Annotated in this window: 12 protein-coding genes; 8 read left to right on the top strand and 4 right to left on the bottom strand. The window is 73.6% G+C overall.

The genetic code is table 11. The features are described 5' to 3' along the window. Positions 1 to 3 precede the first annotated feature (3 nt). A complete protein-coding gene (locus ACF1AK_RS29540; RefSeq protein ID WP_391501892.1) occupies positions 4 to 1,071 on the top strand; it encodes a mevalonate kinase in 1,068 nt (355 codons plus the stop codon). A 267-nt stretch (positions 1,072 to 1,338) separates the two neighbouring features. On the opposite strand, the gene ACF1AK_RS29535 is transcribed toward ACF1AK_RS29540, so the two are convergent. Further along, complete coding sequence (locus tag ACF1AK_RS29535; protein WP_391501891.1) at positions 1,339 to 2,277, bottom strand: hypothetical protein; 939 nt, start codon at positions 2,275 to 2,277, stop codon at positions 1,339 to 1,341. A gap of 399 nt (positions 2,278 to 2,676) precedes the next feature. Continuing rightward, positions 2,677 to 3,804 (bottom strand): hypothetical protein, encoded by a 1,128-nt coding sequence (locus ACF1AK_RS29530; RefSeq protein WP_391501890.1) that lies wholly within the window; start codon positions 3,802 to 3,804, stop codon positions 2,677 to 2,679. Positions 3,805 to 4,272: 468 nt separating this feature from the next. On the opposite strand from ACF1AK_RS29530, the gene ACF1AK_RS29525 reads away from it, so the two are divergent. From ACF1AK_RS29525 to ACF1AK_RS29500, 6 genes are all read left to right on the top strand, one after another. Continuing rightward, positions 4,273 to 4,476, top strand: coding sequence for a DUF5988 family protein (locus ACF1AK_RS29525; protein WP_391501889.1), 204 nt, complete (start codon positions 4,273 to 4,275; stop codon positions 4,474 to 4,476). 64 nt (positions 4,477 to 4,540) lie between these two features. Then, positions 4,541 to 6,007: an FAD-dependent oxidoreductase gene (locus ACF1AK_RS29520; RefSeq protein ID WP_391501888.1), complete on the top strand. Its 1,467-nt coding sequence runs from the start codon at positions 4,541 to 4,543 to the stop codon at positions 6,005 to 6,007. Positions 6,008 to 6,044: 37 nt separating this feature from the next. Next, entirely contained in the window at positions 6,045 to 6,467 is a 423-nt protein-coding gene (locus tag ACF1AK_RS29515; RefSeq protein WP_391501887.1) for a hypothetical protein, read from the top strand. 61 nt (positions 6,468 to 6,528) lie between these two features. Beyond that, positions 6,529 to 9,696 carry a type I polyketide synthase gene (locus ACF1AK_RS29510; protein WP_391501886.1) on the top strand — a complete coding sequence of 1,056 codons (3,168 nt, stop codon included), beginning with the start codon at positions 6,529 to 6,531 and terminating at the stop codon, positions 9,694 to 9,696. Next, positions 9,693 to 13,691, top strand: coding sequence for an SDR family NAD(P)-dependent oxidoreductase (locus tag ACF1AK_RS29505; RefSeq protein ID WP_391501885.1), 3,999 nt, complete (start codon positions 9,693 to 9,695; stop codon positions 13,689 to 13,691). The genes ACF1AK_RS29510 and ACF1AK_RS29505 overlap by 4 nt, the downstream gene beginning before the upstream one ends. Before the next feature lie 14 nt (positions 13,692 to 13,705). Further along, entirely contained in the window at positions 13,706 to 14,293 is a 588-nt protein-coding gene (locus tag ACF1AK_RS29500; protein WP_391501884.1) for a carboxymuconolactone decarboxylase family protein, read from the top strand. Positions 14,294 to 14,509: 216 nt separating this feature from the next. Here the strand turns inward: ACF1AK_RS29500 and ACF1AK_RS29495 are convergent, their stop codons facing one another. Further along, positions 14,510 to 16,669, bottom strand: a complete 2,160-nt coding sequence (locus ACF1AK_RS29495; RefSeq protein WP_391501883.1) for a phosphocholine-specific phospholipase C — start codon at positions 16,667 to 16,669, stop codon at positions 14,510 to 14,512. Positions 16,670 to 16,962: 293 nt separating this feature from the next. Further along, positions 16,963 to 17,460: a winged helix-turn-helix transcriptional regulator gene (locus ACF1AK_RS29490; RefSeq protein ID WP_391501882.1), complete on the bottom strand. Its 498-nt coding sequence runs from the start codon at positions 17,458 to 17,460 to the stop codon at positions 16,963 to 16,965. A gap of 91 nt (positions 17,461 to 17,551) precedes the next feature. Here ACF1AK_RS29490 and ACF1AK_RS29485 point away from each other — a divergent pair, with 91 nt between their 5' ends. Continuing rightward, positions 17,552 to 18,049: a hypothetical protein gene (locus tag ACF1AK_RS29485; protein WP_391501881.1), complete on the top strand. Its 498-nt coding sequence runs from the start codon at positions 17,552 to 17,554 to the stop codon at positions 18,047 to 18,049. The last annotated feature ends 407 nt before the right edge of the window (positions 18,050 to 18,456 follow it).

The raw sequence follows: 18,456 nt of genomic DNA, 5'->3' as shown, positions 1-18,456 counted from the left end.
GCCATGGGCGAGGTGGCGGTGTTCGCGCCGGGCAGCCTGTTCGTCGTCGGGGAGTACGCCGTCCTCCACGGCGGGCGGGCGCTGCTCGCCGCCGTCGACTCCGGCATCGAGTGCCGCACCGAGCCCCGGGCGGACGGCTGGTGGCTCAGCGCACCCGACCTCGGCGTCGACGGCCCGCCGCAGGACGTGCCCTCCCACGCGGGCGCCCACCTGCTGGTCGACGCCGTCCGCGCCGGGCGCACGGCGTTCCCCGGCCCCGGGCCGCTGCGGGTCACGGTCCGCGGCCACGGTTGGGGAGCCGGCCGCAAGCTCGGCCTCGGCACCAGCGCGGCGAGCGCCGTCGCCGTCCTCGGCGCCCTCGCGGCCACCGCCGGGCACGACCTGTCCTCGACGCCCCTGCGCCGAACCCTGCTGCCGACCGCCGTCGACGTCCACCGCGCCCACCAGCACGGCCGCGGCAGCGGCGCCGACGTCGCCGCCAGTGTCCACGGCGGATGGGTCGAGTACTGCACGGCCGACGGGATCCCGCGGGCCCGGCCTGCCGCGGTCCCGCCCGGGCTACGGCTCGCCGCGGCCTGGAGCAGGATCGCCTGCTCCACCCCGGACGCCATCGACCGGTTCCACCGGACGGGCGGGCAGAACGAGGTGAACGGCGTCCTGGACGCCCTGGCGCGGGAACTCGACCGTTTCTGGGCGGCCGCGCGCGACGCGAACGAGGTCGCGTTCCTCCGCTCGGTCCGCGCATACGGCACGCTGCTGGAGGAGATGGCCCGCCGCCTCGCGCCGCCGCAGGCCGCCGAGTGGATGGCCCGGCTGACGCGCGCAGCGGCCGACCGCGGCGCGAGCGCCAAGAGCTCCGGCGCCGTGGGCGGGGACTGCGTCATTGCCCTCGCCACCGACGGCGCACCGCTCGCCGGCGCCCGCGCGGCATGGCGGCGCCTCGGCGCCGTCCCACTCGACCTCGCCCCCGACCCCCACGGCCTGCGGGCCCTCCCGCCGGACGGGAAGAGCGGGACGCCCGAGCCGCCGCGCACCGAACAACGAACAGGCTCACAGCACGCCGGAGGATGACCATGGGCAATCGCGACAGGACGGCTGCCGCGGGAGAACGGTGAGTTCGCGGACCTGGCCGGGAGCGCGTTCACCCTCACCACCGCCGTCGACTACGCCGACGCCTCGGACGACTGCGGGGCCGGCGGCCGGGAGGTCGACGTGAGGGCCGCCTCCGAGGGGATGGGCGCGCTGGCCGGCCGCGCACTGCGGAAGACCTGCTGTAGGTGGGTGGGCAGCAGCCCCCGTGGCGGCAGAGGGCCCACGACCAAGTGAACCCGGCCGCTCCTAGGAAGCGGCGTAACGCAGGCCGCGGCTGCGTGACCGCGCGATCCAGCCCACGTTGCCCGCGTGGCACGCTCGGACCGCGGTGGCGACGGCCGGGTGCCTCGCTCCGAGACCCGCGAGGTGATCGCCCAACTTCTGCTCGTGCTGATGGAACAGGGCCACGGCGGTGTCGATGGCGCGTTGGCGGCCGAGGCCCTGGGAGCGTTCGATGACCGGCACGATGTGCGCCCACTCGGTGATCTCCGCGCGCCTGGCATTGACCATGGACAGGTCGAGTGCGATGCCGACGGCCGCCGCGCTGTGCCGCACGGCGTGCCGAAAGTCCTCGGTGCTGGCGGCGGCGCACAGCTGAGGGCCCAGCTCCGGCATGGCGTATCCGGCCAGCGAGTGCACGGCCCGGACCGCGTCGTTGCGGGACCGCAGATCGAGATACCGCGCGACCGAGAGCACCTCATGGCCGATCTCCACGAATCGCATCGTGCGCACCGAGTCGAGCCACGCCAGCATCTCCTCCACGCACAGCTGGTGGACGCACGGTTCCCACGCGTGGGGCGCGAAGAGGTCGGCGAAGGGCTGGAACTCGGGGCCGGCCACTGGCCGTCCGAGCACGGCGTCGGCACAGGCGCCGAGGAGCGTCTCGATGCGACCGGCGTCCACGGAATCGTCCATCAGGTCGTCGACGAACGCCCAACTGCTGGAGAAGCGGGACAGCAGCTTGAGGCGGCCCACCTGTCCGCGAGGGAAGACCTCGCACATGTAGTCGGCCCCGACATGGATGTAGTCTCCGCGGACTTCGTCGTAGCCCGTGCGCGCGAGGGGGTTGAGGACCGTCTCGACGAACCGGGCGTCGTCGGCCCGGACAGCCGGACAGCCGGGGTGCAACCGAGAGGAATACACGCTGGTCAAGGCTGGCACGTGGTAGGTCCTGTGGTCCTTCACGGTGTCCGTCCTCGCTGTTCCGCGTGCCGGACCGCCCCGGGGGCGGTCCGCCACCGTCATGTGTCCCAGCGTACGCGCGTCGGGACAGCCGGGCGGGCTCGCCAGCCACTGGCGGTCAGTGCCCGGCCCCTGCCGGGGGTGCGGCGCAGGTCGGGGCTGTGGTGGGTGATGGCGCGATACAGGCAGCGGTCGTCCTGGAGGCGGTGGAGGATGCGCCGGGCGAGGAGTCAGACGGCCCGCCGACCGGGTCGGCGGGGGCGTCGGCTATTCCCGTCACCCGGTTCCGGGCCGGGAATGCGGGTGGGGGAAGAAGGCCGGGACATCCCGCCATCACGGACGAAACCGCCGGGCACCCTGCCGCCGTCGGCCGCGGTGGCCCACCGGTGTGCGGTGGGTGGTTCAGCGCCGGGTGGGGTGGGCCGTGAGCGTGGACGCGGCGCGGTCGGGGAGGGCGTCGAGGTGGTCGCGCCACCGGGTGCGGCAAGCGGGGCAGAGTTCCACCCCGCCGAACTTCTCGGTCGCCTCGGCTCCGTAGGAGGTCCGGCGGAGGCACTGCGGGCACTTGTCGTGTTCGGCGCCGTCGAGGATCTCGGCCATCCCCGGAAACAGGATGCGGTCCGCTTGGCGCATGACCGCGTCGTAGCGCTCCTTGTCCCTCGGAGGGACGGCACCCGCGTCGACGCGGTACCAGAGTTTGGTGTTCCGCCGGGCCTGGGTGACCACATCGGCTGTTTCCGGTCGGCCGATCGTGAGGCCGTCCTCCACGAATCGGTATCGGCGCATCATCAGATGGATCGGTCCACCGACGACTCGGGCGAAGTTGACAGCGGAGCGTCCGGCGGTGGAGTGGGCCCACCGCGCGTCCAGTTCCCACAGCGTTTCACGGAAGGAGCGGTACGTGCTCTCGCGTGCGTCTGCGCCGGCGTAGGCGAAGGTGTTGTGGATCTCTCCTTCGGCGCGGTGTTTGTGGTAGGCGACGGCGTCGTAGAGCCCACTGCTGATCTCGGTGATCAGGCGATTCTCGTCCTCGGTGAGCCAGGCGTCGTCGTCGTTGCAGGCGATCGCGGCGGCGATGTAGAAACGAAACATGCCGTCGCAGTCGCGCAACCGGAACCAGTGCTGGGGCGAGTGGGCCAGTGCCTCGACGTAGCGGCGCATCAGTTCGGTGTCGCGTCGGCCCGATGCCTTCTCGGTCGACATGAGCAGGGAGGCCCGGTACTCGCGGGCCATGTCGTCGTGCACCTCGCTGCCACCGAAGAGAGTGTCGAGGAGGTCGTCGACGTCGTAGCCGAGGACGGGGCCCTCGGAGAGCACGTCCACCATCTCCCCGAACACTTCGGCCACGACGGCGATGCCGCAGAGCCGGGCCAGGGCGACGTAGCGGTCCCAGTTGGTGAACTCGGGAACGATGCACCGGTTGTACTCCCATGCGTGCCCCAGAGTCTCGGCTCGCTGGTCGGGGCTCAGGGCGGAAGCCCGGAGGTCGTTTTCGAGGTCGTCGGGGTAGCACCATTTTTCCTTCGGCATAAGGGTCTCCATCGGAGCGGTTGCGTCCCGGTCGCTGCTTGTACCCCCGTGCGTCGCGCCGATCCCGCGACGTCATCGATCGTGGCGCGGTCGTCGTCCCGGTTCCATCACCCCCTTGACACGGCTCATTCGGGACGGAATGGTTGTTTTCGTACATCCTAACTAATTGTCGACAAAGTGTGACGCCGCAGAGTCAACGCTCTCCCTCTGCTTCAGAAATCCCTGCCGGCGAACCGACGGTCGTTCGACGAACCGGGCGACGTGGCTCCCGAGGTCGCCCAGCGGACGCGTCGGGGTGCCAACGCGCCCGAGACACCAGCGGGTTCGCCCCGCGCCGGGCGGGATGAGCCCCGACGGCAGTGCGGGATTCGACCCGCACCGGCTCGAATCAGCGCATCCGGGCCCCGCGGTGTGAGCACTGGCCGACACCCTCGTGACCCGCTGGATCCTCATCTGAGGGAACGAACGATGGACAGATTCGCCGCGCCCCACCTCGTCGGGGGCCCGCAGGAGCTTCTGCGGACTCCGCCGACGCCCGTCCGCGAGGACGCCGACCGGCTGACGTACCGCTGGCGCAACGGCTACGAGCACTACGAACGCGAGGAGCGCACCGCCGACCCCCCGTCCGAACCGACATACCGGTGGACCTACCACACGACGATCGCCGAATGACCTGCCCGGCAGGCCCCGGCCGGACTCCTCACCAGGCCACCACGACCGAAAAGGGGGCCATCCGGTGGAGACTTCCCCCGTCCTCGTCGTCGGCGCGGGCCCCTGTGGGCTCACCGTGGCCTGCGAACTGCTGCGTCACGGTGTGGCGGTCCGCGTCGTCGACGCTCTCCCCCAGCCCCCGCCCGGCTCCCGGTCCATCCTGCTGTGGCCGCCCCAGCACGCCGTCCTCGCCGACCACGGGGTCCTCGACGAAGCGCTCGCGCTCGGCAGACGCCCGGAAGCCTTCGCGTACAGCAGCGGCCCCCGCCGCCTGGCCCGCTTCCGCTTCACTTCCGGCACCGACCCCCTGATCCTTCCCCAGCACCACACCGACCGGCTCCTGGAGAAGGCCCTCGCCGCCCGGGGTGTGCACGTCGAACGCGACCTGCGGGCCACCACCGTCGCCCAGACACCCGATGCGGTCCGCATCACCCTCATGGACGGGAACGGCAGGACCAGCACCGTCGCCACGCCATGGCTGCTCGGCGCCGACGGCGTCCACTCCACCGTCCGCGCCGCCGTCGGCTGCCACACGGACCGCACCCGCGCCCGCACCCGCTTCCTCCTGGCCGAGGGCTCTCTCGCCCCCGCCCCGGCGGTCACCGACATCGAGTACGTCCTCACTCCGCAGGGGGCGCTCCTCATCGCGCCGCTGCCCGACGGTTCGTACCGGGTCGCGGGAAACGTGGACGCGGCCACCGAGCCCGGCCCCGAGGACGTGCGGGCACTCCTGAAGCGCAGCCACCGCGGCCTGTCCGTGGGAGACCTCACCGTGCTGACCCAGTTCACCTCGGAGGAGTCCCTCACCCGCACGATGCGCGCCGGCCGCGTCTTCCTCCTCGGGGACGCTGCCCACACGCACTACCCGGTCGGCGGCCAGGGCGCGAACCTCGGCATGCAGGACGCCAGGAACCTGGCGTGGAAGCTCGCCGGCGTCATCCACGGGACGCTGCCCGCCGGCATCCTCGACACCTACGACACCGAGCGCCGGGCCGCCGCGCGGCACGTACTGCACATGACCGGCCTGGTCGCCCGTGTCGCCCTGCTCGGAAAGCCCTGGAGCAGCGCCCGCGACCTCGCGCTGAAGGCGGCCGCGGCGTTCCCGGCCGTCCAGAGCCGGTACACCACCGAACTCGCCGGCCTCAGGATCCGGTATCCCCGCACCGCGCTCGGCGCGCCGCCGCCCGAACGGCCCCGGCGGCCGGGACGGCTGTCACCCGCCTCGGCGGTGGCCAGGCCCTGCCCCGACTGGGCCCGCCCACAGGGACCCGCCACCTCCTACCGGCTCGTCACACGCGGCGCGGCCCGCTCGCCGCTGCGGGCCCGCGCCGAGGAACTCGCGCGCAAACACCCCGCCACCATCCACCAACACCTGAGCGGACCGGCCGACCAGTGCCTCCTCGTCCGACCGGACGGCTACACCGCCGTCGCCGCGGACACCGCGGGCCTGGACGACGTGTCCCGCCTGCTGGACCGCTTGGCCGCCCGATGACCACCCCTCTCCGCCGCTGTGGGACAACGGAGGAACGATGAACATCCCGGCAGAACGGGACAGACCCAGCCGCAGCCGGGCGCATGCCGTGTGCGCCGACGATCTCGAAGCGTACCTGTCGTGCTTCGCCGGCGACCTGCGCGTGGAGGACCTCGCCACGGAGACCGTGGTGGAGGACAAGCCCGGGCTCCGCCGGGCCGGAGAACCCTGGTTCACCTCGTTCCACGATCACCGACTCACCCTCGACGGCTACCTCGTGGGGGAGAACGGCGACATCGGCACCCCATGGACGCTCGCCGCCACAGTGGTCGGACACTTCCCCCGCCTCACCGAGAACGCCGTGATGGGCCGCCGCTTCACGAAACACGGACTGAGCGTCTTCACCTTCTCGCCTGACGGGCGCTTCCGCACCGAGGTCGCCTACTGGAATCCCGCCATCCTCGTCCGACAGATCACCTGACCGGCCCGCGCCACATCGCCGACCCAGGCCGACGATCGCGTCCGCGAAAGGAGCGGTCCTGATGCCGACCGAATCGTCCACGACTGCGGCGCCCGGCGAGCGGACGCGGGCCCCGATCGCCGTCATGGGGATGGACTGCCGATTCACCGGGCCCGCGACCTCCCCGGAGGGGCTCTGGCGGATGCTGGCGGCGGGCGAGCACTCGGCCAGGGAGCTGCCGCAGGACCGCGGGTGGAAGCTGGAGGGGCTCTACGACCCGGACCACACCGTCGAGGGCACCACGTACCTGCGGGCGGCGGGCTTCCTCGACGACGTGGCGGGCTTCGACGCCGAGGTGTTCGGGATCGGCCCGCGCGAGGCGTCCGCGATGGACCCGCAGCAGCGGCTGCTGCTGGAGAGCACCTGGCACGCCCTGGAGCGGGCTCGCATCGCCCCGAGGAGCCTGCGCGGAAGCCGCACCGGCGTCTACGTGGGGATGAACGACAGCGGCTACGGTCAGTTGACCGGCAACGCCCCGGCCGGACTTGAGAGTTACCTCCTCACGGGTACGCAGGCCAGCGTGGCCTCGGGCCGGATCGCCTACGCCCTCGGGCTGAACGGCCCGGCGATCACGGTGGACACCGCCTGCTCGTCCTCCCTGGTGGCCCTGCACCTCGCCGTGCAGGCGCTGAGGGCAGGCGATTGCGACGTGGCCATCGCCGCCGGCGCCACCGTGATCGCCTCGCCCGAGCAGCTGAAGTGGTTCTCCCGGCTGAAGGTCTACGCCGCGGACGGGCGGTGCAAGGCCTTCGCCGCCGAGGCGGACGGCTTCGCCCCGGCCGAGGGCGTCGCGGCGGTGGTGCTGATGCCATGGGAGCGCGCTCGGGCCGCCGGGTACCCGGTGCTCGCCCTGGTGCGCGGCAGTGCGATCAACCAGGACGGCGCGAGTGACCGGCTGACGACCCCGAGCGGGCCGGCCCAGCAGGCCGTCATCCTCGCCGCGCTGGGCGACGCCGGCCTGGAACCGGGGGACATCGGGGTGGTCGAGGCACACGGCCCGGGGACCCGCGCGGGGGACCCGGTCGAGGCGGCGTCGCTCCAGGCCTGCTACGGCCGTCACCGCACACCCGAGGATCCGCTGTGGATCGGCTCGGTGAAGACGAACATCGGGCACACGACCGCCGTCGCGGGCCTGGCCGGCGTGGTGAAGATGGTGCTGGCCCTCCAGCACGAGCACCTGCCCGCCACCCTGCACGCGCAGAACCCCACCCCGGCCGTCGACTGGAGCGCGGGCACGATGCGGCTGTTGCGCGAGCCGCGGCCCTGGCCGCGCGGGCCGCGCCCGCGCCGGGCCGGGGTCCTGGCGTACGGCATCAGCGGCACCAACGCGCACGTGGTGCTGGAGGAGCCGCCCGCCGAGCCACCGACCGCCGCCCCCGCGCGGGCGCCCGGAGGACACAGGAGTGGGAGCGGCGGGGCCTGGAAGGACGGGACCGACCTCTTGCTGTGGCCGCTGTCCGGAGCCGGCGAGGAGGGCCTGCGGGCCCAGGCCGCCCGCCTGGCGCGGTATGTCCGCGAGACGCCCGCGGTCGAACCCGCCGACGTGGCCTGGTCCCTGGCGACGACACGCAGCCCGCTCCCGTACCGCGGCCTCGCCGTCGGCGGCGGTGTCGACGAGCTGCTGGACGGGCTCGACGGCCTCGCCCGGGGGGAGGCGTCCACCGCAGCGGTGACCGGAAAGGCCCTGCCCGGCACGGCCCCCGTCTTCGTCTTCCCCGGCCAGGGCGCCCAGTGGCCGGGCATGGCCGCGGCGCTGCTGGAGGCCTCGCCCGCCTTCGCGTCCGCGCTGCGCGCCTGCGGCGCGGCCCTGCGCCCGTGGCTCGATGCCGACATCGTGGACGTCGCGTGCGGATCGCCCGGCGCACCGCCCCTGGATCGGGCCGAGTACGTCCAGCCCGCCCTGTTCGCCGTGTACGTGGCGCTCGCCGAGCTGTGGCGCGCGCACGGTGTAAGGCCCGCGGCGGTGATCGGGCACAGCCAGGGCGAGATCGCCGCCGCGCACGTCGCCGGGGTGCTGTCCCTGAAGGAGGCGGCCCGCGTCGTCGCGCTGCGCAGCCGGGCCCTGAGACACCTCACCTCCCGGGGAGGGATGGCCTCCCTGGCCGCTCCCGCCGCAACGGCCGCGCTCCTGATCGCCCCCTGGGCGGGCCGGGTGGAGGTGGCGGTGGAGAACGGCCCGGCGGCGACCGTAGTGGCCGGGGACACCGACGCCCTCGCCGAGGTCCTGGAGGGCTGCGCCCGCGAGGGTGTGCACGCCCGGCGGCTGCCCGTCGACTACGCCTCCCACAGCCCGCACATGGAGGCCGTCCGCGAGGAGGTACTCGCGCTGCTGGGGGACGTGGCGTGCGGGCCCGGCCACATCCCGGTGTTCTCCGCGACGCTGGGTCGCCGCGTCGACCACGCCGTGCTGGACGCCGGGTACTGGTACCGCAACCTGCGGGAGACGGTGCGCTTCGACGCGGCCGTGCGGGAGGCGGTGGCCGCCGGGCACCGGCAGTTCGTCGAGGTGTCCCCGCATCCGGTCTTGGCCGCGGCCGTGGGCGACATCCTGGCCGACGCCGGCGTCGAGGGCGCGGTGGTGCCCACCCTGTACCGGGACCAGGGCGGTGCGAGGGCCTTCGCCACCGCGCTCGCCCGTGCCAACGCCTGTGACATGCGGTTGGACTGGGGCGCCCTGTACCCCGGGGCGCGCACCGTGGACCTTCCCGTCCACGCCTTCCAGCACCGCCGCCACTGGCTGCCGGCAGAGCCGACCGACGCCGGTCTGCGGGACGCGGGCCTGGCGCCCCTCGGCCACCCCTGGCTCGCCGCGGCGCTCGACCTGCCGGACGGCGGCACCGTGTTCACGGGAAGCCTGTCGCTGTCCGAACATCCCTGGCTCGGCGGCCACGTCGTGCACGGCACGGTCCTGCTGCCCGCCACCGGCGTGCTGGAACTGCTGCTCCGCGCGGCAGATCGGCTCGGCTGCGAGCGCCTGGAGGACATCGTCCTCCGGGCGCCGCTCGCGCTGCCCTCCCGCGGCGCCGTCGACATCCGGGTGAGCTGCGCTCCCCGGGCATCCGACCGCCACGCGCTGACACTGCACTCCCGTGGGGCTCTCGGAGGTTGGACGTGCCACGCGCAGGCCACCGGCGCGGGGGCCGTCGAGACGGAAACAAGGATGACGGACCGAGGAAGTGAGAACACATGACTCCCTGGCCGCCCGCTTCGGCGGAAGAGGTTCCCGTGGAAAGTCTCTACCAGGACCTTCACGCACGCGGTTACGTCTACGGCCCGGAGTTCCGGCTCCACGCCCTGTGGCGCGACGACGCCAGGTTCCACGGCGAGATCGGCGAGATCGCGCCGAGCGACCGTGGCGGCGCCGACGCGGCCCGGTTCCAGCTCCACCCGGCGCTCATGGACGCAGCCCTGCACCCCGTCCTCCTCGCTCTGCGGCAGACGGAGGCCCGGGAAGCACAGGAGGCGGACGGGGAACACCGAACGCTCCTCCCGCACTCCATCGGCTCGGTGCGGCTGTACACCCGCGGGGCCGGTGCCCTGCGCTCCACCGTGACCGCCACGGCGGCCGGCGGCTTCGACATCCGCGTCACCGACCTCGCGGGACGGACCGTGGCCGTCGTCCACGACCTCCAGCTACGGGCCACCACGACCCGGGCCCTGCGCGCGGCACTCGCCGCCGCCGAGCCCAGCGTCTTCCGGATCGCCTGGCGGCCGCTGGCCGCACCCGCCACCTCGCAGGACGGCTCCCGGTGGGCCGTCGTCGGGCCCGGCCGGGGCCTGCCGGGAGCTGCGCGCTTCGCCGACCCCGCCGGCCTGGCGCAGGCGCTGGCCGCCGGAGCCGCCGCGCCCGACGCCGTCCTGCTCGACCGGCGCGCCGCCCAGGACGGCCGCGGCACCCCCGTACGGGCCGACGACGTCCACCGGCGCCTGTCCGCGCTGCTGGACGATCTGCAGCGGCACCTGGCGGACCAGCGGCTCCGCGGGACACGGCTCGTGGTCCTGGTCCGGGGTGCCCACAGCGTCCGGTTCGGAGACGTGGTGAGCGACCTGCCCGCCGCCGCCTGTGCCGGACTGATCCGCACGGCGCAACGCGAGAACCCGGGCCGGTGCCAGCTGGTCGACCTCGACGACGGCCCGGTGCCGATCCCCGCGCTGGCCGCGGCAATCGCCGGCGGCCACCCGACCGTCGCCGTACGCGCGGGCACCGCCTACGTGCCCCGCCTGGTCCTCCCCGACGACGGCGACCTGGTCCCGCTGCCCACCGACGGCAGGCCCTGGCGGCTGACCCCCTCGCGCGACCGCACCCTGGACGGTGTCGCGGCCGTGCCGGCCCCGGACGTCCTCGCGCCGCTGGAGCCCGATCAGGTCCGCATCCGGGTCCACGCCAGTGGGCTGAACTTCCGCGATCCGATGATCGCGCTCGGCAGGGTGGACGGCACGTCCCTCGGGTGCGAGGTCGCCGGGGAGGTGGTGGCCGTCGGAGCGCGGGTGTCCGGCGTGCGGATCGGCGACCGGGTCGCGGCCCTCACCGGCCGCGGGTGCCGGGAGGGCCTGCACGCCTCCCTGGCGGTGGTCGACCGCCGCGCGGTCCTGCCGGTGCCCGCCCACTGGAGCGACCAGCAGGCCGCCGGGGTCACCAGCGTCTTCGTCACCGCGTACGAGGCGCTGGTCGACCGGGCCGCGGTGCGCAGGGGCGAGAAGGTGCTGATCCATGCCGCCGCCGGCGGATTCGGCATGGCGGCCGTCCAGTTGGCCTCCCATCTGGGCGCCGAGGTCCATGCCACCGCCGGCCGGTCCAAATGGGCCCTGGTGGAGTCCCTCGGAATCCCCGCGCACCGGATCGCCGACTCGCGGAATCTGGACTTCGAGGAGCGGCTGCGCTCGGCGACCGGCGGCACGGGGTTCGACGTGGTCGTCGGCAGCCTGGCGGGTGACTTCGTGGACGCCTCACTGCGGCTACTGCGTCCGGGCGGCCGCTACGTCGAGCTGGGCAAGACCGACGTCAGACAGGCCGAGGCCGTCAATACCCGGTATCCGGGCATCGCCTACCACGTCGTGGACCTGCTCAACGTGCCGCCCGACCGCGTGGGAGCGACGGTCGGGAAGCTGGAGGCGCTGTTCGCCACCGGGGCCCTGCGGCCGCTGCCCACCCGGTCCTGGAACGTCCGCCACGCCCGCCCGGCCATGCGGTACCTCAGCCAGGGCCGCTCCACCGGCAAGCTGGTCCTCACCCAAGGGCCCGAGCGGCTCGGCCCGGCCGGCACCGTCCTGATCACCGGCGGGACCGGGACGCTCGGCGCGGAACTGGCACGGCACCTGGTCACCACCCACGGCGTGCGCCGTCTGGTCCTCGTCGGCCGCCGTGGTGCCGCGGCCCCGCACGCCCGGCGGCTCGCCGACGAGCTGTCGGCACTCGGGGCCGCCGTCGAACTGCCGGCCTGCGACGCGGCCGACCGCGCGGCGCTCGCCGAGGTCCTCGCAGCCGTCCCGGCAGCGCACCCGCTGAGTGCCGTCGTCCACGCGGCGGGCGTCCTCGACGACTGCCTGGTCACCGACCTGACCCCGCAACGGCTGCGGACCGTGCTGCGCGCCAAGGTCGAGGCCGCCCTCAACCTGCACGAGCTGACCCTCCACAGCGGCCTGCGGGCCTTCGTCCTCTACTCCTCCATGAGCAGCCTCGTGGGCTACCCGGGCCAGGCCAACTACGCGGCCGCCAACGCCTTCCTCGACGCGCTGGCCCACCACCGCCGCGCCCTCGGGCTGACCGCCACCTCCATCGACTGGGGACTGTGGGAGCAGACGAGCGACATGACCGCCCATCTGACGCGCACCGACCTGAGCCGGGTCGAGCGCCACGGCCTGCTGCCCCTGCCGACGGCACGCGCCCTGGCCGGCTTCGACCTGGCCCTGGAACTGGACGAACCCCAGCTGGCCGTGGCGCCCGTGCCGAGGAAGGCGGCGGGGGAGGCGCTTCCCGACCTCTTCACCGACCTCCTGGCGCACGTCCCGCGACACGGCGCGGGACCGGACACGGCGTCCGACGGGGGCGTCACGGCGGAGCACGTCCCCGCGGAGGCGGCCCGGCTGCTGCGCCTGGCGCCCGACCGGCGTGCCGAGCGGCTCGTCGCCCTCGTCCGCGCCCACACGGCCACCGTCCTGGGGCACCCCGGTCCCGAGGCGGTCGCCGCCGAAACGCCGTTCCGTGACGCCGGACTCGACTCCCTCGCGTCCACCGAACTCCGCAACCGGCTCGGCGCCGCCCTGGGCACCCGGCTGACGGCGACGGCCGTCTTCGACCACCCCACCCCCGTCGCACTGGCCGACCACCTGGACCGGCTGCTCACCGCCGCCGGCCCCGCCATCGTGTCCCCCGGCCAACGCCACGCCCGGCCGGACGGGGACGACGGCGACCTCGTCACCTCCTTCCTCGACGCCTGCAGGTCCCGCCAGTACGAGCGGGCGATCCGGCCGGTGGAGCTGCGGGCCCGGCGACGCCCCGTCTTCCGCACCGCCGCCGAGGCTCCGAAGCACCGTCCCCTCCTGCTCACCGACGGTCCGGACCTCCCGGCAGTGGTGTGCGTGCCCGGCATCGGGTCCCCGCCGGACGCCTCCCCCTTCACCGGGCTGGCCTCCGGATTCACCGGACGGCGCGCCGTCCGGGCCCTGGTGGCCCCGGGCTACCGGGACGGCGAACTCCTGCCCGCCTCCCTCGATCTGCTCCTGGACCTCTGGGCCGAGGAACTGGCCGCCCCGCCGACCGCCGACCGCGTCGTCCTGCTCGGTCACTCCTCCGGCGGCTGGTTCGCCCACGCCCTGGCCGAGCGGCTGCGCGAACGCGACGCGCCCGCCGCCGCGCTGGTCCTCCTCGACACGCTCCCCCCGGGCACCCGGTCCCACCCCCTCATCGAGGAGGCCGCGTTCCGCGTCGCCGACCACGCGAGCGCCGACTTCCCCACCGCCCCGGCCCTGACGGCCGGGATCGCCTACCGCGACCTGATCGCGAACTGGAGCCCGGCGGTCGGCATCGCCCCGACGCTGGTCCTCCGTCCCCGGGACAGCTCCGCGGGCCTCCCCTGGCCCTTCCCCCACCACGCAGTCGACGTGCCCGGCGATCACTTCTCCGTCCTCGACCGGCACGCCGAACCTGCCGCCGCCGCCCTGCAGACCTGGCTGGACTCCCCGTGAAGGAACGCACACCGATGCCCCCGGACGACACCCCCGCACGACGGATCGCCCCCCTGCCCGCGGACCGCTGGGACGAGCGGGACCGCGCCCTCGCCGCTCGCGTACCCGAGGTCCTCGGCCCCGGCGTACCCAATGTCGTCGGCACGCTGCTGCACCACCCCGACCTGCTGGAGGCCCTTGCCCCGTTCTCGCTCTTCCTGTTGACGCGCGGGCGCCTCCCGCACCGCGAACGCGAACTGCTGATCCTGTCCACCGTCTTCCTCGCCGGGGCCCGGTACGAGTGGAGCCGCCACGTCCCGCTCGCCAGGAACGCGGGCCTGCGGAACACGGAGATCCGGCGCATCCCGCGCGGACCAGGGGATCCGGCGTGGTCGGACCAGGACCGCCACCTGCTCCGGGCCGCGCACGAACTCCACCGCGACGCCCGCCTGTCCGAGCAGACCTGGCAGGCCCTCGCTGCCCGGTATGACCACGCCGGGATGATCGAGATCACCATGCTGGCCGGCCACTACCGGATGTTCGCCTACCTCCTGAACTCCGCCGGAACGGAACTCGATCCCGGGTTCACACCGGAGGCCATGGACTCCTCCGAAGGGGAGTAGCGGACCCAATGACCACCAGCCCGACGGACACCGCGCGGGTCGCGCCGCAGCGGCTCCCGGTCGTCGGACACGCGCTGCCCCTGGTGCGGGACACCCTGCCCTTCCTGCGCTCCCTGCACGCGGCGGGGGACCTCGTCCGCGTGGACATCGGACCACTGCCGGTGTACTTCGTCACCACCCCCGTCCTCTTCCACCAGGTGCTGGTGAACCTGTGGTTCACCCATGGCCGGACGGCCGGGCGGTCGTCGGTCCGGTCCGGCCGGCGCGGAGGAGGGTCTGGCCGAAGGCGGGGTCGCTGGTGCTGGGCCGGCCGGTCTCGACGTGTCCGGCGAGGCGGCGCCGGAAGGCCGGGTCGAGGTCGCTGGTGATCGTGGCGTCGTACCACCGGTGGCTGTCCCGGCAGTCGAGCCGGTGGAGGATCTGCTCGCCGGCGGCGAGCTCCACGGTGTCGTCCTGGTCGCGGTAGGCGTCGTGGAGGGTCAGGCGGACGGCGGCGCCGGTGCGGTTCGTCAGCCGGAGGGCCAGGCAGCCGTCCTCCTCGTCGGTGCGGTGCCGGGCCGTCACCTCGACCTCGGGCCGGCCCTGCGCGGGGTTCCCGGCGAACTCCCGCAGGAAGCCGGCGGGCCCGTGCACATGGAAGTCGTAGGCGCCGGCCGGGCGCCAGGTGTCGGTGAGTTCCCGGTCCGGCTCGACGGTGTAGGTCCAGGGGCCGTAGTCGCCGGTGTGGGAGGTGACGTGGAAGGCGGCGCCGGCCCGGCCGTGGTTGCTGAAGGAGAGGCGCAGCTCACCGTCGCGAACGAGGGCGTGGGCCTCCAGGTCGTAGGGCAGGGCCCTTGCCCGGCGCAGCCCCGTTTCCTGCTGCGGCAGTTCGGAGGTGTCGGGCCGGGGGAGCCCGACCTCCTTCTCCTGGCACTGCGGTGGCAGGTAGGCGGCGGTGCTGGGCAGGGGCGGCAGGTCGGTGGTGCGCTGGGCGAAGTCGAACGCCGAGGTCAGGTCGCCGCAGACGGTGCGCCGCCACGGGGTGATCTGGTCCTCGCGGACGTGGAAGCGCTGTTCGACGAAGCGGATGAGGGAGGTGTGGTCGAACACCTCGGAGCAGACCCATCCGCCCCTGCTCCACGGCGAGACGACGAAGGCCGGTACCCGGGGACCGAGGCCGAAGGGGCCGGGCAGTCCGTCGGGGCCGTGGTAGAACTCCTCCGCGACCGACACCGTGGAGCGGCCCTGGCCGGCGTTCTCGGGCGGGTAGGGCGGGACGACGTGGTCGAAGAAGCCGCCGTTCTCGTCGTAGGTGATGATCAGGGCCGTCCTGCTCCAGACCGCGGGGTCCGAGGTGAGGGCGTCGATGACCTTGGAGACGTACCAGGCACCGTAGTTGGGCGGGGAGATGGGGTGCTCGTTGAAGATCTCCGGGGCGGCGATCCAGGAGACCTGGGGCAGCCTGCCGGACTGGACGTCGGAGCGCAGGATCGAGAACAGCCCGTCGAAGTCGGGGAGGTTGCCCTCGCCCCGGTCGATGCGGGTGCCCGTCCGGGCCTTCTCGTACAGCGCACTGCCGGGCCGGGCCTCCTGGTACGCCTCGAAGTGCAGGAGCGAGTTGTCGCCGTAGTTGCCGATGCAGGCGTTGCCCTCGACCCAGCCCCAGGCCTGGTCGAGCGTCAGGCCACGGCCCACGTCCTGGTAGACCTTCCAGGAGACGCCGTGCTGCTCCAGCCGCTCGGGGTAGGTGGGCCAGCGGCGGGCGGGGGAGGTCTTCGCGTCGTAGTTGTCGATGACGGGGCCGCCGCCCCGGCCCCGGGCGTCCACGCAGCCGGTCCACATGTAGTAGCGGTTCGGGTCGGTCCAGCCGTTGAGTGAGCAGTGGTAGGAGTCGCAGACGGTGAAGGCGTCGGCCAGCCGGCGGTGGAAGGGGATGTCGTCGTCCTCGAAGTGGGCCATGGTGACGTAGTCCTTGGACCGCACCCACCGGTCGTACCGGCCGCCGTTGAACGCCTCGTGGCCGCTGTCCCAGTCGTGCGGGATGTCCTCGAAGGAGGTCAGGCCCAGCGGTTGTCCGTCGACCGGCGTCGGACGGTACGGCACGACGACGCCGCCGCCCTGCTCCGGACCCTGTTCCTGGTACCACACCGCCCGGCGGCTGGGCAGGACCAGCGGGCGGGGGTCGCCGAAGCCGCGCACACCGCGCATGGTCCCCAGGTAGTGGTCGAAGGAGCGGTTCTCCTGCATGAGGATGACGATGTGGTCCACGTCCTCGATCGTGCCGGTGCGGTAGTGCGGATCGATGTCCGCCGCCCGCGCGATGCTCGCTCCCAGCATGGACAGTGCCGCGGTCCCCCCGAGCATTCTCAAGAACCCGCGCCGGTCGTAACCAGTCATCGAACCGTCCCTTCCCGTGAACCGTGAGCCGCTCCCGAAGTGGTAGCGCCGTCACGGGACTTCCGGGCCGCTGCCGCGCGGTCGGCTCACCCGGGTGGCGGACCGCCGTCACCGCAGAAACCTTCCGTCAATGCCGAACCACCACCCCCGGACACGTGTCCCCCCGCAGGTCATGGAACCCGGCACGATCGTCCTGGTCCACGGCTTCCGGAGGTGGGCGCGTCGTCTCCTGGCGGTCCTGCGGCAGGCCGGGGAGGCCGCCGGGAACGTCTCGCGGACCTGCCGGTACCTGTCTAGCGGGGATCCGGGTCCAGGAAGCGGACGCCCGGTCCGGGGGCGCGGTAGACGGCTTCCGGGGGCAGGCCGGTGTGTCCCGCACCGCATTCGAGAACGACCCTCACCGGCTCCTCGCAGGGGGTGCCGTCGTCGGCGGTTCGGTGCCGGACGATGACCGACGGCCCCTGCGGGTCGGCGAGGTACTTGTCACCCCATTCCAGCAGGGCGACCAGCGTCGGCCGCAGGTCCTGGCCCTGCTCGGTGAGGTGGTACTCGAAGCGCTGTCGATCGCCGGGCTCCTGGTAGGGGACGCGTCGCATCACCCCGGACGCCACGAGGGTGTCGAGCCGGGTGGCCAGGAGGTTGCTCGCGATGCCGAGGCGGGACCGGAACTCTCCGAACCGGCGGGCGCCGTCCAGGGCCTCGCGCACGATCAGCAGCGACCAGCGTTCGCCCACCGCCGCGAGGGCACGGGCCACCGAACAGTTCACGGGGTCGATCCGCCGATTCTCCACGGACCGATCGTACCCACCTGGGTTGACAATCTCCACTCACCCTCCTTAGGCTCCGGCACCTAAGTTGAAAAAATAAACCCAGGAGTCGGTCATGCCCATGCTCGACGTGTACATCCCCGACGGTGCGCTCCAGCCCGATGCCGAGGCGGAACTGCTGAACCGGATCACCGAGATCCTGATCCGCTACGAGGGATTCGACCCTGCCGACCCGGTGACCCGCTCCGTCTCCTGGGTCTTCCTGCACCGGCCGGTCGCCGTCCACGTCGGCGGAGCGCGCGCGGACGCACCGCGCTACAAGGTCGTCCCTTCCGTCCCGGAGGGACAGCTCGACGAGACGGCGCGCGCGGGTGTCATCGCCGACGTCACCGAGGCGATCCTGGATGCCGAGAACGGTGCCTGGCCCCGCGATGCCGGCCGGATCTGGGTGTTCCCCACCGAGATCCCCGAGGGCCACTGGGGCGGGTACGGGCAGGTCAGGCCGCTCGCGACGATCCTCAGCCGGCTCACCGGGCACGACGCCGAGCAGGCCCGTGGGCTCGCCGCCCGGCGCATCGCCGCCAGCCGGGCCGAACACACCCGCCTGCCGTAGTCGGTGCCCTCGTGCCGGGGACCGGCCTCGACTGCCCCGGTCCAGCGGCTCGGCTCGACGGCTCGGCAGGCCGACCGGGGGATCGATCGGTTGTCGGCAGTTCCGCCGGGCCGTCTCCTGGAGCCGATCCTTCAGGTGGTCGTGGGGCGTCGTCCAGGAGTGCGCCTGCTCCGCGCCGTGATCGTCGACGGAGGCTTCGCGGAATACCGGCCGCACCGCACCGCACCGCGCCGCACCGCATCGCACCGGACGCCGGCGCCGGCGTCACCCCCGGCCCCGGGGCGACGGCGGCGCCGGACAGTCCGGGCGTGCCCCCCGGGGGGGGGGGGGGGGGGGGGGGGGGGGCCCGCGGGGGGGGGGACGGGGCGGACGGGCGGGGGGCGTCGCCGGGCCCCGGTGGGTCGGCC

Source organism: Kitasatospora sp. NPDC015120 (assembly GCF_043080305.1).
Taxonomy (GTDB): Bacteria; Actinomycetota; Actinomycetes; order Streptomycetales; family Streptomycetaceae; genus Kitasatospora.
The sequence above is the reverse complement of the archived record's forward strand: the minus strand, read 5'-3'. Positions and strand labels throughout refer to the sequence as shown.